This is a genomic window from Geobacter sp. 60473 (assembly GCF_036323535.1).
GTDB lineage: Bacteria > Desulfobacterota > Desulfuromonadia > Geobacterales > Geobacteraceae > Geobacter > Geobacter sulfurreducens.
In genome coordinates this window covers 2,607,315-2,622,717 of record NZ_AP028967.1, presented here as the reverse complement: position 1 = coordinate 2,622,717, position 15,403 = coordinate 2,607,315, and the positions used below count along the sequence as shown (strand labels likewise).

The following is a 15,403-nucleotide window of genomic DNA, read 5'->3' as shown; positions in this document are numbered from 1 at the left end:
GCTGAGAAACCGATCACAATCCCTAAAAGAGGTGCCGAACCGTATTCGTCGGCACCTCTTTTGCTTTTTGTGAGACTATGCTCGAACCCATGTCGCTCGCCAGAATTGCCGCCCTTTCCCTGACGCTGCTGTCCGCCCTGCTGTTCGGCCTCCCCGCCGGCGCGATCGCCGGGGTGATAACGTCCGATACGGTCTGGCAGGGGAACGTCACGGTCACGGAAGACGTTGTCGTGCCCGAGGGGGTCACCCTGACCGTCCGGGCCGGCACCGTTGTCACGGTCGCGGCCGCGGAAAGCACCAAGACCGACCCCGAATATCTCTCGCCCCTCACGGAGATAACCATCCGGGGGAGGCTGGCGGTTGAGGGCACCGTGACGGCTCCGGTCCGGTTTTCCGGCCAGGAGAAGAGGGCGGGAAGCTGGGCGGGAATCCTCATCGACGGCGGCACCGCCGCCATCAGGGAATGCCTGGTCGCCGACGCCGACAGCGGGATCTCCGTGGCGGAGGGGACGCTGCATCTCTCCTCGTCGACGCTTCGGGAAAACCGGTACGGCCTGGTGGCGCAGGGGGCAGCGTCGCGGATCACGGTGGAGGGGGCGAGGATCATCGAGAACGATTACGGCGTCGTATCCCTTCAGGGTGCCCGGGTGACCGCCCATGCCACCGAGGTGGCCCGCAACCGGAAGAAAGACGCCCACACGGCAGCGGTCCGGCCCCACACCCTGCCGAAGGGGCCGCCGGTCAACGAGGAGGCGCCGGTCAGCCGCCGGTACCAGGACATGGTCCTGCTGGGCGAGACCCTGTGGCAGGGGAGAATCCTGGTGGACGGCACGGTGAGGGTGCCGGAGGGGAGCCGCCTGGTCATCCTGCCGGGAACGATCGTCGAGTTTACCCGGCGGGACACCAACGGCGACGGCATCGGCGAAAACGGGATCATGATCCAGGGGCGCCTTTTGGCCAAGGGGACTCCCGACCGGCCCATCACCTTCCGTTCCGCCGAAAAGGACCGGCGCATGGGTGACTGGGATGCCGTCAACATCATGAACAGCTCGGCAGGCCAGAACCTGGTGGAACACTGCCGGATTGAGCACGCCTACCGGGGACTTCACTTCCACTTCTCCACGGTGGCGATCCACAACACCACCCTCGCGAACAATTACCGCGGCATCCAGTTCCAGGAGTCGGTGGTGGCCTTGCACGGCAACACCCTTTGCGGCAATAAGAGCGGGGTTCAGGGGCGCGATTCTGAGGTTGAACTGGTGAACAACCTGCTCTGCGGCAACCAGGTGGGAGGGAATTTCTTCCGCACCACCCTCACGGTCCGCGGGAACAGGATCGTGGCCAACGGCAGGGAAGGGCTCCGCCTGCGCGAAGGAGCGGTAACGGTCAGGGAGAACCTGTTCGACGGCAACCGGTTCGGCCTCATGGCGGCCGATCTCTACCACGGCGAGGTCAACCGCAACAGCATCTCCGGCAACGCCGAAACGGGCATCTCCCTGAAAAACGTCGACTCTGTCGAGTTCGCAGGCAACGCGGTGACGGCCAACGGCCTGAGCGGCTTCAACATCCAGGATTCCGGCTCCCTGATCACGGGGAACCTGATTGCCGACAACGGCGAACGGGGGATGGGAATCCTGTCCTTTGCCGGGATCATCAGCGGCAACAATTTCGCCGGGAACGGTCTCTATGCCATCGATCTGGACGGTAGCGGCGATGTTTCCGCCCCCGGCAACTGGTGGGGAGGACGGGACCCGGCCCAGGTGATCAACGACCAGCGGGACGATCCGCGGCTGGGGCGTGTCGATTTCGGCCGGCCGGGGGCCGCTCCCACCCCCTTTGTCTGGCCGCTGGCGACCGTGGTCGCCGATACGGTCTGGCGCGGCACCATCACCGTGGCCGTCCCCACGACGGTACTCCCCGGCGCGGCCCTGACCGTTGCCCCGGGAACAACGGTGCAGTTCGCCGCCGGCACCGGCCTTGAGATCAAGGGCAAGCTCCTTGCATCGGGACAACGGGACGGCACGATCCGGTTCACCTCTGTCGACCGCAAAGGGCCCTCCGACTGGAACGAAATCCTGCTGGAATACGCCACGGGAAGCGTCATCTCCAACTGCATCGTCGAGTACGCCACCTGGGGCATTCACAGCCATTTCACGGATCTCGCCGTCACCGATTGCCTGATTCGGCACAATTACGGCGGCATGCGCTTCAGAAGCGGCCCGGTCCGGATCCGCCGCTCGACCTTTCGGGACAACACCATCGGCATCCGCTCGTACATCGGCAACGCCCTCATCGCGGAGAACCTGATCACGGCGAATGAAACGGGGATCTTCGTGCGGGAGAAGGGGGGCGGGCTGACGGTGACGGGCAACAGTCTCGTGGGCAACAGCGGCTACAACATGCGGATCGGCGATTTCAACGACCAGGACGTGAACGCCCGGGGCAACTGGTGGGGCGAGGGGGATCCGGGCGGGACGATCTTTGACGGCCGCCAGGAGCCGGGCATCGGCATGGTCCTCTACGAGCCCTGGCTGGACAAGCCGGGCCCGGTTGGGCCGGCAAACGGAGGGACGCCATGAGGGGAGCGGCGCTCCGGGCGACACTCTGGCTGGCGCTCACCGGCTTCCTGGCCGGCGCTGCGGATGCGGCGGTCCTCAGGGGCCGGGTGACGGACGTGGACGGCAAGCCCATGGCAGGGGTGAAGCTCTTTGTCTATGACTCGGCCCATGTCCGGCGGCCCGCAACCTTCATCTCACCGCCGTCGGCAGGGGACGGCACCACGGCCGTCAGGGTGCCGCCGGGAACCTACTGGGTGGTGGCGCGGCTCAAGCTGGACGAATCATACGGTCCGCTCATGCCGGGCGACAAGCACTCGGGGGAACCGGCCGTCATGGACCTGACCGCGGATGCCGAGATCGAGCAGGACTTTACGGTAGCCGATATCCGGGACCTGGGGCGCATGCGCCGGCCCATGGTCGCAGATTTCGTGAAGCTGGCGGGACGGGTTCTGGACGGCGACGGGAACCCGGTGGCCAATGCCTTTGTGTTTGCGTCGGCCACCAGCGACAACAGCCGCATGCCCGACTACATCTCGGCCTGGACGGGGGCGGACGGCCGATACACCCTCATCGTCCCCGCGGGCCACAAGCAGTACGTGGGGAGCTCCAGGCGGTTTCCGCCGTCCACATGGCGCGCCTCGGCGGAATTCGTACCTTCCCCGGGCACAGCGGATAGTGCCCTGGACGTGGGGCTGGGGCCAGACTGAGAGCACTCGTCACGGGCACGCTCCGAATCAACGCAGACAGCGGTCTGCACCACCATGGTAGACAGGTGACCAATGAAAAAGCTTATTTGCTGCATTGTTGCGGTTTCGGTTCTCGTGGGTGCGCACCTGGCAGGGGCCTGTGTCGGCAGGACCCTCCACATCGGCGTTCCCAACACGCCCCAGGAGAGATTGCTGGCGGAAATGATGTCCCTGCTCATCACCGAGCGGACCGGCACCGCGGTGAAGGTCCAGGTCTACCGGGACAGCCGGGAGCTCTACGGTGCCGTGAAAAAGGGCGACGTCAACCTGCTCGTGGAAACCCCCGAGCGCGCGCTGGAGGTGCTGGGCAAGCCGAAGGCGGGTGACGGGGCGGCACGGGAGGCGATCAAGAGCGGCTATCGTTCAACCCTGAACCTTGCCTGGCTTGAGCCCTTCGGCGGCACGCCCTCGTATGCTCCCGTCCTGACGGTGGAAACTCTGAACAACTACCCGGCCCTGCCCAAGCTGCTGGCCAAGCTCTCCGGGGTGCTCACCAACGACGCCTGCGCCCGGCTGCTGAAGTCGGCGGACGCCGGCGACAAGTCCAGAAAAGCGGTCAGAGACTTCCTAAAGTCGAAAAAACTGATCTGACCAGAGCGGACCATTCCCGGTGACTCTACTGAAACGGATAGGCCGGTTCCTGGCTTCCATGGAACTGGCGGTGGCCCTGTTCCTGATCGTTGCCGTGGCGGCGATCCCCGGCACGTTCGCCGGGACCAGGGCTCTCTACGCCCATCCGGCGTTTCTCTGCCTGCTGGCGGGAGTGGCGCTGAATCTCGTCTGCTGCACGCTGCGCCGGTTCCGGTCCCTTTCGGTGCCGGTGCTGATTCTGCACCTGGGCGTGCTGGTAATCTGCGGGGGCGTTGCGGCCCGGACGTTCGGCCACGTGGCGACCGTCAACGTCTACGAGGGAACCTCTGTTGACCAGGCCTACCGGTGGGACCTGGAGCGGGACGCTCCCCTCGGTGCCGACCTGACGGTCACGCGGATCAATCGGGAGTTTTACCCGATTCCGGTCAGGGTGGGGGTCCTCAGGGGCAGCGCGAAGGAGGCGCTCCACACTCTGAAGACCGGTGACAGCTTCACGGCGGGGCCCTATCGCGTGACGGCGGATTCCCTCCAGTTTCCCTCGGAGGTCCTCAGGCTCTCGGTTTTTCGCGACGGGCAGCTCGTCGGCACCTGCGATACCTCGGGAGAACGCAGCCTCCCCGCCGAGTTCCCCTACGACTTCAGGCTGGTGGCGTTTCAAAATCCGGTCCTGAAGCGGCTCTGGGTCGACCTGGCCTTGAGCCGCGATGGCGTTGCCATGGCGGAGGGTACGGCCGAGGTGAACGCCCCCTTCATCTGGAACGGCCTCTATTTCTACAACACCCAGGTCGGTACGGATGCGATGGGCATGCCTTTTGCTGGCATTCAGGTGGTCAGGGACCCGGGAAGGCCGTGTGTTTTCGCCGGGTTCGCCATGGTGGGGCTCGGTGCGGTACTGGCGTGCGCCAGGCGGTTGAGGAGGAAGCAATGAATATCTCCGGCATCGGAACAGCCGGCACGGGCAGGGTATCGTGCTCGTGAATCCGTTCAGGGCAAAAGCGAGGGAGGCCTGCGAGGTCCACGGACACCAGGCTGAGTCGGGGAACCGGATGCTGATCGTCATGGTTCTGATCTCGTTGTCCCTGGTGGTCTGGCACGTGTGGGGCACGGGCACCGGCGGGCACCTGGTCTCCTCCGATGCCGCGCCGGTTTCGTTCCCCGTGCTGCTCGGCAGCGAGCTCTGGGACCTGTTTTTCAGCGACCACGGGGTAATGGCCGAGCTCCGTGACGTGCTGCCCTATTTCATCGTGGGCATTCTCATTGCCGGCTACCTCCGGACCTTCAAGGTTGCCGTGAAACTCCAGGCATCCCTCAGAAAGTACGGGGCCCTGAGCGTCTTTCTCGCGTCCTTCGTGGGGATCATCACCCCCCTGTGCGCCTGCGGCACGGTGACCACCGCCATCAGCCTCCTGGTGGCGGGGATTCCCCTGGCGCCGGTCATGGCCCTGATGGTGACCTCGCCGCTGTTGAGCCCGTCAACCTATCTCCTTACCCTGAACGACCTGGGTCCCGAGTGGACCGTGGTCAGGACCATCTCCGCCTTCTCCATGGGGATCTTCGCCGGTCTGGTTACCCTTGCCCTCAGCAAGCGGCCCGGTTTCCGGAAGAACGAGATCTTCGTCGAAGGGGGGATCGTGCGGGGCGATTTCCACGACGAGGACTACCCGGACGAGCGGCTGCGGTGCAACTGCCGGCGGAAATTCGGCAACCGGGTCGCCGTCAGGACCGGCAACAAGTTCCTCATCTTCCTGGCCAAGTCCGCGGAGATGGTCTGGGTGGTGGGGAAGTACGTCATCGTGGGGGTGGTCATCGGCGCGGTGGTGGAGCGCTACCTGCCCAAGGAGTGGATTTACCGCTTCTTCGGCCGGACGGATCCCCTGAACATCGTCTGGGTGACCCTGGCGTCGGTACCCATGTTCCTGCACCAGATCAGCGCGTCCAGCATCGTCTACCATATCAAGGGGGCCCTGGGCGGGACCATGGACGCCGGGGCGGCCCTTGCGTTCATGATCGGCGGGCCGGTGACCGCGGTGCCCACCATGGTGCTCTTCTGGACCTTTTTCAAGAAGCGGGTCTTCTTCCTCTACATGTTCGCCTGCCTTTCGGGGACGCTCCTGATTGCTTACGCCTTCCGGCTCCTGGTGTTCGTGCCGGGCGTGGATGTGGGCAATCCTCTCCTGCGGGGGGTCGCGTCGTTGTCCGGCGGCACATCCGCCGTGGTCCTGAAGCACGATCCCAACGTGCGGATGGTGATGGACCCCGCCGGCAAGGGGACCGTCGCCACCTACACCAATGCCGTGGACGGGCGGGGAGGGGTCGTGTTCGACGGGACGTACGGACGGTTCACCGCAGCCATGGCCGACCGCTACGACACCGGGGCCTACATCGGCAACATCGCCGACTGGCTCGAAGAGAATTCCCTCTCGGCCGCCTCCACCAGAATCCTCGTCTGCCGCCTCGGGGACGGTGCCGGCGGTGCCGCGGTGCTGCTGGGGGAGAAGGTCTTGGCCGAACTCGCGGCGCGGGGCTTCACCGTGAAGACGGTGGACCGGCGCGAGGTGCCGCGCCTCACCGGAGGGCTGCTGGCGGAGTGGGGCCAGGTCTGGCTCTTCTGCGGCGATGACGGCGCCGCCGGGCTCAGCGATGCCGAGGCGAAACTCCTGGCGGACCATAACGCCCGGGGAGGCGCCGCCCTGGTCGTGCCGCTGCCGTCGGCCGGCGCAGCGGATTCCCGCGGGGTCAACCTCTTCGCTTCCCGTTACGGGGTGACCTTCTCCGGTGTCGCCGACACGGGCGGGGAGGTGCGGGTTTCCACCGCCTCATCCGTCTTCAACCGGGCCTCCGCGTGGCTCGGCTCTGTTCTGAAGCTTGTCAGGAAGGCCTGAAGCGGGTACCTTGGGCACCCCATGAGCCGGGATGACACAACCACATTCAGGAGGAATGCATGAAATCACAGGTGCTCGACGTCCAGACCCTCAAAACGTTCAACGATGAAAAACGCCACCAGGAAACCATCTGGTCCGATGATCACGCCCGGGTGAGCCTCATCTGCATGAAGCCCGGCCAGGAGATCGTGACCCACACCCACCATGGCAGCCATATCTGGATGGTCATGGAGGGTACCGGCCAGTTCCAGTCCGGCGGCAAGACCCAGTCCATCACCACGGGGCAGATCGTGATCGTTCCCGCGTTCGAGGATCACGGCATCCGCAACGCCTCCCAGGAGAATCTGGTCATTGCCTCCATAACGGCGCAGGGGGATTAGGGCATTCACAACAACGGATTGTGAGAGCAAGGAAGGTAAGAAACGTGAAGACGATTCATCGCAACCCCGACGTCATGTGGCGCGAGGAGGCCGATGCCCTGGCCCGGGTCCTGGAGGCCCTGGACCGGGGCGAGGCGGTGGAGGAGACCGGCACCTCGGTCCTGTTCTCCGGGGGGACCATGCTCTCCCTCAACTATCTCGGCACTGAAATCTGGAAGCTCTGTGACGGCCGGACCCCGGAGGGCATCGTGGCGGAGCTGCTCCTCCAGTTCGAGGTGGACGAGGCGGTGCTGCGGGAAGATGTCCAGGCATTCCTGGACGAACTGGCCGTCAAGGGGTTTATCCGCTATGCACAATGACAGGGAAACCGCGACGGTGAGTTCGCGTGGCGAGCGCGGCGGCGCAGGGGAGGCAACGCAGGCGCATCCGGCGACACGCCGGGGAGCCGACGATGAGGCCAACGCCGCCAGCCGAGCGGACGCGCCGTCACTGGAAGCGCCCCTCACCATCAACTGGGCCATCAACAACACCTGCAACTTCGCCTGCCGCCACTGCTACAGCCGGGGGGACACCCACGAGGAACTCCCCCGGGACGTCCTTCTGGCATGCCTGGGAAAGGCGGCCGCTGCCGGGGTCTTTTCCGTCAATTTCGGCGGCGGGGAACCCCTCCTGCACCCGGGGCTGCTGGAGATCGCCCGGCACGCCAGCGGGTCGGGATTGCGGATTTCCCTGAACAGCAACGGCTGGCTCATTGACCGGGACACGGCGGCGGCCCTGCGGGACGCCGGGTTCACCCGGGTGGGTATCAGCATCGACAGCCACCTCCCCCGGGTCCACGACCGGTTCCGCGGCGTTGACGGCAGCCACGGCCGGGCCGTGGCTGCCCTGCGGCATCTGGCCGGGGCGGGCATCGCCACCTCTATCTCCACGGTGATCTGCCGGATCAATCACACGGCCATCGACGATCTTGTGACCTTTGCCCGGGAGCAAGGGGTGGGACAGCTCAACTTCCACAATTTCAAGTGCTCGGGGCTGGGTCTGTCCCACAGGGATGAACTGGACCTTTCGCCCGCCGAGTGGCGGGAGTTCTACCGGGGCGCCCTGGCCGCCAGGGAGCGGGAGTCGGGGCTCGACGTCTCCCTGGACGACCCGATCATCGCCCTCCTGGGGGCCCGCGATGCGGGGAGCCTCGTGAAGGGGAGCGTCTGCGGCAAGCTCTCCCTGAACATCAAGACCAACGGCGACATGACCCCCTGCGGCTTCATTCCCGTTGTCATCGGCAACATCGTGCGGGACGACCTGAAGCAGGTCTGGCGGGACTCGGCAGTACTGGCGGCGCTGCGTACCAAGAAGCCCACCGGCAAGTGCGCCGGCTGCAGCGCGTACGAGGACTGCCTCGGCGGCTGCTCCGCCCGGGCCCTGGCCCTCACCGGCGACCTGAACAGTCCCGACCCCCACTGCTGGGCATGATTCTATGGAACTTTCGTCTCCCATAACCATCTACTGGGATCTCCCCGCTACCGCGGCCGATCCGTCGCTCCTGCTGGCGATCGCCGCCGGGATCATCGACTGCCGGCCCCTCATGCTGAATGTAACGAGCACCGCGCCAACCTCTCCCGGCTGGCTCGGCGAGGTGCTGGAGCGGTTCCGGGGCGGCCCGGCCGCCGTTACCCTCACGATCACCCCCCAGGCCCATGACGATACCGTCCGGGCCCTTGTTGCCCACGGGGCGGTGCGGGAGCTGTTCCTTGACGTGGACCATGCCGATCTGCTCGACTCCGGGGAGTGGCAGGACGAGCCGTCCGCCGGCGTATCCTATGCGGTGACCCACGGGAACTGGCGCGAACTCCCGACCCTTGTGCATTACTGTCTCGACCGGGGGATCACCCGGCTCGTCCTCCCCATGCAACGCCTGTACGGAGGCGAGCCCCCGTTCTTCCTCACCATGAACGAACAGCGGGAGCTGGCGAACGCCCTGGACGCCGAAGGCGGCGCCCGGCGCCTTGCCCTGACCATTCACGATCCGTTCCTCTGGCGGGCCTTCAACCCCGGCGTACCCTTTCCCCAGGGGGGATGCCAGGCGGCCAACACCATGATCGCCATCGCCCCCGACGGCGGCGTCTATCCCTGTCCCACCCTGCCGGTGAGGCTCGGCACCGCGGGCGAGATGCCCCTGCAGGAGCTCATTGCCTCGGAAGCGAAAAAGGCCTTCCGGCGCCGGCTCCTGGAGCATCCCCGCGCCTGCGGTGCCTGCGGCGAGCTGGCGGAATGCCGGGGGGGATGCCGCGGCAGGGCATACGTCATGCATCAATCCCTTGAGGGTGAAGACCCCTCGTGCTGGTAGCGGGTTAACCGCCCGGACAACGACAGGACTCCATGTAATGAATTTTTCGACCCTGACGCGATGTTTCATGCTGGCCCTCTTTGCCGTCTTCCTTGCCGGCTGTAAGCCCGAGGGGGCCCGGCCCGTGGTGAAGATCGGCTACATGCTCTGCAACAACGAGCAGGAGACCATGTCCCGCTTCCTCCCACTCACCCGCTATCTGTCCGACAGGTGCGGGGTCGACTTCGTGGCGGTGCCGGTGGATACCCACGATTTCGAGAAACGGTTCAAGTCCGGCGAGTTCACCTTTACCCACACCAACTCCCTGATCTACGTCATCCTGCGGGAGAACCACGGCGTCGAGCTGGTGGCATCGGAAAAGCGCGGCACCTTCGGCTCCCGTTCCGCGGGCGCCCTCATCGCCCGCAAGGGGAGCGGCATCGAAACACTCGACCACATCCGGGGGAAGAGGCTGGCCTTCGGCCCCATGCTGGCTCCCACCGGCTACCTGGCCGAGTACGACCTGATGCTCTCGGCCGGCATCAACCCGGAGCACGACCTGGGGACCTATTCCATCCCCTCGGGCTCCTTCAAGCACGAAAAGCTCATCTACGGCGTCCTGCACGGCAAGTATGACGTGGCCGCCGCGCCGGTCCTTGACCTGGAAACCATGGCACAGGAAGGAAAGATCTCGGCGGACGACTTCGTCATCCTCGCCCAGAGCAAGCCGATCCCCTACTGCACCTTTGCCGTGGCCAAGGGAACCGATCCGGCCCTGGTGAAGAAGGTGAAGGACGCCCTCCTGGCCCTGAAGCCCGGCGACACCGCCGAGGTGGACGGGGAGCGGCTCAAGGTGCTGAAGGCCGCCTGGATCGACGGTTATGAAGATCTGCTGGACAGCGATTACGACCTTATCCGTGAAATGGCGAAGCGTGTCAATATGCCGCCATATCAGACGTACTGACCTGAAAAGGCTGGTTTTTTCAATGTTCACCGACACCTTCGACAAAATAACCTGGCTGCTCCTGGCCGTCGTCATTGCGGCTCTGGCCGGTGTTCTTGCAACGAATCACGGGGCAGGAGCAGGCAGGGCCGCGGGCCTCGGCAAGGCCGTGGAGCGTGAGATGGCCTATCGCGCCCGCGTCGAGCTGATCGCCAGGCTCTATGGGCCGGTGGAGGAGTTGCGCACGGCCGGCAACGACCAGGAAGCCCTCCTGAGGCTGAACGAGCTGATCCGCAGCTACCCCGGCGAGGCCCACGGCTACATCCTCAGGGGGGAGATCCTCCGAAAGATGGGGGCACTGGACGAGGCCGTGGCTTCCTTTGAGGAAGGGGTCAGGCTCAATGGCGATTACGTGGACGCACAGAGCCCCCTGTCACGGCGCCGCGCCATCGAGGGCCTGGTGGCCGAGGGGCTGGCGGGCATCGGCGGCCGGGCAGCCGCCAACCCCGGCAACCGGAGTCTGGCGGCGTCCCTGCGCAAGGTCAACTACCTGAAGAGCCGGCTGGCGGGAGGGTGCGAGTAGTGCTGCGGGATCGGCATTTCTGGATGGTGGTGGCGGCGGGGCTTTTCCTCGGCGGCCTCGGTGCGCTTCTGGCGGTCTGGGGTAATCCGGAGAACTCGGGAATCTGCGTTTCCTGCTTCATGGAGAACAGCGCCGGGGCCCTGGGGATGCACGACAACCCCCGCATGCAGTACCTGCGGCCTGAACTGATCGGCTTCGTGCTCGGCGCCGCCGCCAGCGCACTGCTCTTTCGCGAGTTCCGCTCCCGCGGCGGGGGCGCCCCCCTGCCGCGCCTCGTTGCGGGAGTGTTCCTCATTGTCGGCTGTGCCATCTTCATCGGCTGCCCCATCAAGCTCTTCCTGCGCCTGGCTGCCGGCGACCTGACCGCCGTTGCCGGCGTCATGGGGCTGGTCGCCGGGGTCTGGGCCGGTCTCAGGGGGCTCGCCAACGGGGTGGAGCCGGGGCACCCGTCACCGGGCGTTGGTCACGGCGGCCCGCTGATCCCGGCCTTCTTTCTCCTGCTCCTGGTCTTTCTTCTCGTTCGCCCCGGTTTCATCATCTTTTCCGGCCAGGGGAGCGCGGCACAGCACGCTCCCGTCCCCCTTGCCCTGGGCGCCGGCGCGCTGCTCGGCGCCATGGCCCAGCGGAGCCGCTTCTGCATAACCGGCAGCATCCGGGATGCGTTCATCATGGGCAGACGGACCCCGGCCCTCTGGGGTGTGGTGGCCTTTCTGGCTGCGGCGGTGGCCGCCAACGTAGCCTTCGGCAGATTCAACCCCGGTCTCCACGGCCAGCCCGGCGCCCATCCGGAGCACCTCTGGAGCTTCCTCGGCATGGGGCTCGTGGGGTGGATTTCCGTCCTCATCGGCGGCTGCCCCTTCCGCCAGCTCATCAAGGCGGGCGAGGGGGACGCCGATGCGGGGCTCGTGGTGGTGGGGATGCTCATCGGCGGCGCCCTGGTCCAGTCGTGGGGCATAGCCGCCACGGCAGCCGGCGTTTCCCTTGCCGGCAAGGCCGCCCTTCTGGCGGGATTCGCCGCAGTTCTCGCCGCCTGCCTTTTCTGGCGGGCCCGTACCGCCTGACAGCCGATTATTTGAGTGTTTTTGCAGTGTTCTGAGGCGCATCCCTCCGGTGTTGTTCTTTTTTTACTCAAATTTAACAATGACTGTCTGCGACTGACTTTTCACCACATGAGTGTATATGCCATTTCACTGGGATCTCCGGGATAAAAGGCTCGGTTTTTGCTTTGCTTATTGACGCAGTGAAATAACAGTTGGTGATTTTGACATTTCATATTGTATTAAAACGGTAGGGTTAGAAATATCAAACGCTTAACCGATTTCACGCTGAATTAGTCTGTAATAATTAATATTTGTTATGCTTGCTGGTCGGTGATAAGGCGACAGCGGGCCGTTAAGGGGCTGCAAGAATTGTCAGTTGTCGGGTACTCCTGCGGAAAGAGGCGGAGGGTCGTCATGATTAATGTGTATATGAAATGGCACAGGGGCTGTGCACTGGCCGGTGCGGCAGTCCTGTCGGCGCTGGCATGTGCGGCTGCGCTTTTCGCGCTCGCCGGTACGGCCGCAGCCGGCACCATTACCGACTGTTCCGGCTGCCACGGCATGCCGCCGGTTGATGCCCCCTATCGCAACATCTCCACCGGCCGGTTCATGGGAAGCCACGACACCCATGCCTGGCTTAGCGCCGGAACCCCCAACTGCGCCATCTGCCACAAGATGCCCACCACCTACAACCACCGCAACAACAACCTGGACTTTGTGTCCACTATCAATAACTCGCGGCTCACGGCCCGTTACAGGAACCTTACCTCCTTCACCCGCACGGCGAGCCCGAGCTTCGGCACCTGCTCAAACGTCAACTGCCACTTCGAGAAGACGACCCCCCAGAACGGGGCCACGCCGCTCTACCTGGACGGCGGCAAGACGATCCAGCAGAAATGCGCCACCTGCCACAGCGCCCCTCCGGCGGACGCTCGCCACGCAAAGCATGCCCAGTACTACGGGGATGTGACCACGGCCTGCGTCAAGTGTCACCCCGACCATGCGGCCAAGCCGGGCAAGGGGGCGTTCTCCCATGCCACGAGCGCCGGCCGGCGGGGGCTGGTGATCCAGTTCACGGCATTTCCCAACACCGGCGGCTCCTTCAGCGGCGATGTGAGCTATCCCCTCTATCTCTACAACCCGTCCCGCACCGGCGCGTGCACCAACCTCTACTGCCACAGCCCCGGCACCAAGGCCGGCAGCTACGACCCTCCCAATCAGTCGCCCGACTGGGCCGGCACGCTCGGCACCAGTTGTCTCGGCTGTCACCGGGGGGATGCCGACTCCGGCTCTCCCATGCAGACCGGGTCCCACGGGGCGCACGTGGGGGTGAATGCCGCGGCGCAGATCGGTTGTGTCCAGTGCCATGGCGCAACAGTGACGAATTCCCGCCAGATCGGCGATCCGACGCAGCACGTGAACAAGAAGGCCGATATCTCCTTCGAGGCCGCCATCGGCAGCGCCGGAACCTACGGCGGCGCCGCCGGGCATGTGGCCAAGGACGTGGGCACCGCCTACGGCACCTGCCGGAATATCTACTGCCACTCCGACGGCGCCACCACCACGCCGCCGTTCAACGACTACGCCGTGACCTGGGGGGCGGCCGACTTCCCGACAGGCTGCACCGGCTGCCATGGCGGTCAGCAGGGGAGCGGCAACGTCATTGCGTCAAACAACCACCGCAAACACGTGGATGCAAGCTACAACGGCGGGCTCGGCACGGGTATCGGCTGCGTGGAGTGCCACGCCCCTACCGTTTCAGGGAACCTGACCATTGCCGATAAGGCCAGGCACGTGAACCGCTTCAAGGATTACTCCGGACCGCGGGCCGGCACGATCGCCGCCGGCACCTGCTCGAATGTCTACTGCCACAGCTCGGGCCAGCGCTCCCCGGCATACCGGACCATGGTGCCCTGGAGCGATACGGCGACCACCTACGGCTGCTCGTCCTGTCACGGCGCGTCCACCGCCGGCCCGGCCGGGGTCTTTGTCAGCCGGTTCGGCGAGCCCAACTACAACAACTACAGCTCTGCCGACCGTAACTGGTTCAACTCCCACAACCCGAAACACGTCAGGTCGGCCGGCGACTGCAGCACCTGCCACGCCGGCACCACCCAGAACGGCGTCTCCCTGGTGCCCGGCACGACCCTGCACGCCAACACCCAGAAGAACGTCACCTTCAACACCGCGGTCGCGGGCGGCAACAGCCCGTCCTACAACGACCTCAGCCGCCGCTGCACCAACGTCTACTGCCACTCCAACGGCCGGCAGACCGGCAGGGCCTACGCGACCCCCCGCTGGGGCGGTTCCGCCCAGAACTGCAACGCCTGCCACCCCATCGCCGGGCTGGGAGGCGCCCATGGCATCCACGTGGGAGGGATGATCCCGACCTTCTATGCCTATACCGGCAACCACCCGGTGGGAGCGGCCTATCGCTACGGTTGCGCCAACTGCCATCCGATGGATCCGGTGCACCACATCGACGGCCACATCGACCTCTCCCTCAGCAAGAACGATGTGAATGCCGGCGGGCTGAAAACGAAAAACGGCGCGACCAACGGCAGCGGACTCAATTCAGCCGGCAGCGGCCTGACCGGCACCACCGGCGCGTCGGTCAGGTGCGCGTCGGTCTACTGCCACAGCAACGGCTACGCCGCAAACCTGGTCTACGCCGCCACGCCCGACTGGTACGGCGGCAACTTTGCCGGCGACCGCTGCGCCGCCTGTCACGGCAACTCGCCCAACAGCACCATTGCCGGGTCCTCGTCCCACTACAACAACCGTTTCCTCGGCTACACCGGCGTGGCAGGCGGCCACCAGATCGGCATCCACGCCATGAACATCTACAGCAGCCCGGGCAAGCGCGCCACGGCCGGCACCACCGGCAGCAGCAGCCATGGCAATGCAGCCACCGCCACCACCATCAGCTGCAACATCTGCCACTACGAGACCGTCACCACCGCCCGCAACGACGACAACGCGGTCTGCAAGACCTGCCATTACGACGGCAACGCCGTCGGCGCCCTGTCGGGCAACCGGGCTGCGATCGCGGACCGGTCGAAGCACGTCAACGGCCTTGTGGATGTGGCGTTCAAACCCGTGGCCGTCATCTCCAAAGCCCAGATGCGGCCGGCAAGCTTCGCCATCGCCACCTACAGCAGCGTCTGGAAGCGCAACGGCGGCTACAAGGTCTCCGGTGCCAACGATTCAGCCAAGCAGGCGCTCGACACGGCCACCATGTGGGACGGCGGCACCAAGACCTGCTCCAACATCGCCTGCCACAACGGCCAGAGCGTGAAGTGGACCGACAACAACGGCATTACCGAGTGCGTCAGTTGCCATTCGGCCATGTAGCCA

At 65.4% G+C, this 15,403-nt stretch carries 13 protein-coding genes; all 13 read left to right on the top strand.

Annotated features, from left to right (window positions below):
• The first annotated feature begins 89 nt into the window (after positions 1–89).
• The 13 genes from AABA48_RS11895 (at position 90) to AABA48_RS11835 (ending at position 15,400) form a co-directional block, all read left to right on the top strand.
• Positions 90–2,579 (top strand): right-handed parallel beta-helix repeat-containing protein, encoded by a 2,490-nt coding sequence (locus tag AABA48_RS11895; protein WP_286350625.1) that lies wholly within the window; start codon positions 90–92, stop codon positions 2,577–2,579.
• Positions 2,576–3,265: a carboxypeptidase-like regulatory domain-containing protein gene (locus AABA48_RS11890; protein WP_045667616.1), complete on the top strand. Its 690-nt coding sequence runs from the start codon at positions 2,576–2,578 to the stop codon at positions 3,263–3,265. Before AABA48_RS11895 ends, AABA48_RS11890 begins: the two co-directional genes overlap by 4 nt.
• 72 nt (positions 3,266–3,337) lie before the next feature.
• Positions 3,338–3,895, top strand: coding sequence for a glycine betaine ABC transporter substrate-binding protein (locus AABA48_RS11885; RefSeq protein WP_014552019.1), 558 nt, complete (start codon positions 3,338–3,340; stop codon positions 3,893–3,895).
• Positions 3,896–3,914: 19 nt separating this feature from the next.
• Complete coding sequence (locus tag AABA48_RS11880; RefSeq protein WP_286350624.1) at positions 3,915–4,823, top strand: ResB-like family cytochrome C biogenesis protein; 909 nt, start codon at positions 3,915–3,917, stop codon at positions 4,821–4,823.
• A 40-nt stretch (positions 4,824–4,863) separates the two neighbouring features.
• The gene (locus tag AABA48_RS11875) at positions 4,864–6,777 is read left to right on the top strand and encodes a permease (RefSeq protein ID WP_286350623.1); all 1,914 of its coding nucleotides are present in this window, start codon (positions 4,864–4,866) and stop codon (positions 6,775–6,777) included.
• A gap of 59 nt (positions 6,778–6,836) precedes the next feature.
• A complete protein-coding gene (locus AABA48_RS11870; RefSeq protein ID WP_010943536.1) occupies positions 6,837–7,157 on the top strand; it encodes a cupin domain-containing protein in 321 nt (106 codons plus the stop codon).
• 44 nt (positions 7,158–7,201) lie between these two features.
• Positions 7,202–7,516, top strand: a complete 315-nt coding sequence (locus AABA48_RS11865) for a GeoRSP system PqqD family peptide chaperone (protein ID WP_286350622.1) — start codon at positions 7,202–7,204, stop codon at positions 7,514–7,516.
• Complete coding sequence (locus AABA48_RS11860; RefSeq protein ID WP_286350621.1) at positions 7,506–8,627, top strand: GeoRSP system radical SAM/SPASM protein; 1,122 nt, start codon at positions 7,506–7,508, stop codon at positions 8,625–8,627. The genes AABA48_RS11865 and AABA48_RS11860 overlap by 11 nt, the downstream gene beginning before the upstream one ends.
• A gap of 4 nt (positions 8,628–8,631) precedes the next feature.
• The gene (locus tag AABA48_RS11855; protein WP_286350620.1) at positions 8,632–9,501 is read left to right on the top strand and encodes a GeoRSP system SPASM domain protein; all 870 of its coding nucleotides are present in this window, start codon (positions 8,632–8,634) and stop codon (positions 9,499–9,501) included.
• A 37-nt stretch (positions 9,502–9,538) separates the two neighbouring features.
• Positions 9,539–10,444, top strand: coding sequence for a phosphate/phosphite/phosphonate ABC transporter substrate-binding protein (locus AABA48_RS11850; protein ID WP_014552014.1), 906 nt, complete (start codon positions 9,539–9,541; stop codon positions 10,442–10,444).
• A gap of 22 nt (positions 10,445–10,466) precedes the next feature.
• On the top strand, positions 10,467–11,006 hold the full coding sequence (locus AABA48_RS11845) for a hypothetical protein (RefSeq protein WP_045667612.1): 540 nt from the start codon (positions 10,467–10,469) through the stop codon (positions 11,004–11,006).
• Positions 11,006–12,067, top strand: coding sequence for a YedE family putative selenium transporter (gene yedE / locus AABA48_RS11840; RefSeq protein ID WP_014552012.1), 1,062 nt, complete (start codon positions 11,006–11,008; stop codon positions 12,065–12,067). The genes AABA48_RS11845 and yedE overlap by 1 nt, the downstream gene beginning before the upstream one ends.
• A 393-nt stretch (positions 12,068–12,460) precedes the next feature.
• Positions 12,461–15,400 carry a CxxxxCH/CxxCH domain c-type cytochrome gene (locus AABA48_RS11835; protein WP_286350619.1) on the top strand — a complete coding sequence of 980 codons (2,940 nt, stop codon included), beginning with the start codon at positions 12,461–12,463 and terminating at the stop codon, positions 15,398–15,400.
• The last annotated feature ends 3 nt before the right edge of the window (positions 15,401–15,403 follow it).

Excerpts from the sequence above, each read along its gene's own strand:
- AABA48_RS11895 (WP_286350625.1), top strand. The coding sequence starts at position 90 with ATGTCGCTCGCCAGAATTGCCGCCCTTTCCCTGACGCTGCTGTCCGCC.
- AABA48_RS11890 (WP_045667616.1), top strand. The coding sequence starts at position 2,576 with ATGAGGGGAGCGGCGCTCCGGGCGACACTCTGGCTGGCGCTCACCGGC.
- AABA48_RS11885 (WP_014552019.1), top strand. The coding sequence starts at position 3,338 with ATGAAAAAGCTTATTTGCTGCATTGTTGCGGTTTCGGTTCTCGTGGGT.
- AABA48_RS11870 (WP_010943536.1), top strand. The coding sequence starts at position 6,837 with ATGAAATCACAGGTGCTCGACGTCCAGACCCTCAAAACGTTCAACGAT.
- AABA48_RS11860 (WP_286350621.1), top strand. The coding sequence starts at position 7,506 with ATGCACAATGACAGGGAAACCGCGACGGTGAGTTCGCGTGGCGAGCGC.
- AABA48_RS11855 (WP_286350620.1), top strand. The coding sequence starts at position 8,632 with ATGGAACTTTCGTCTCCCATAACCATCTACTGGGATCTCCCCGCTACC.
- AABA48_RS11850 (WP_014552014.1), top strand. The coding sequence starts at position 9,539 with ATGAATTTTTCGACCCTGACGCGATGTTTCATGCTGGCCCTCTTTGCC.
- AABA48_RS11845 (WP_045667612.1), top strand. The coding sequence starts at position 10,467 with ATGTTCACCGACACCTTCGACAAAATAACCTGGCTGCTCCTGGCCGTC.
- AABA48_RS11835 (WP_286350619.1), top strand. The coding sequence starts at position 12,461 with ATGATTAATGTGTATATGAAATGGCACAGGGGCTGTGCACTGGCCGGT.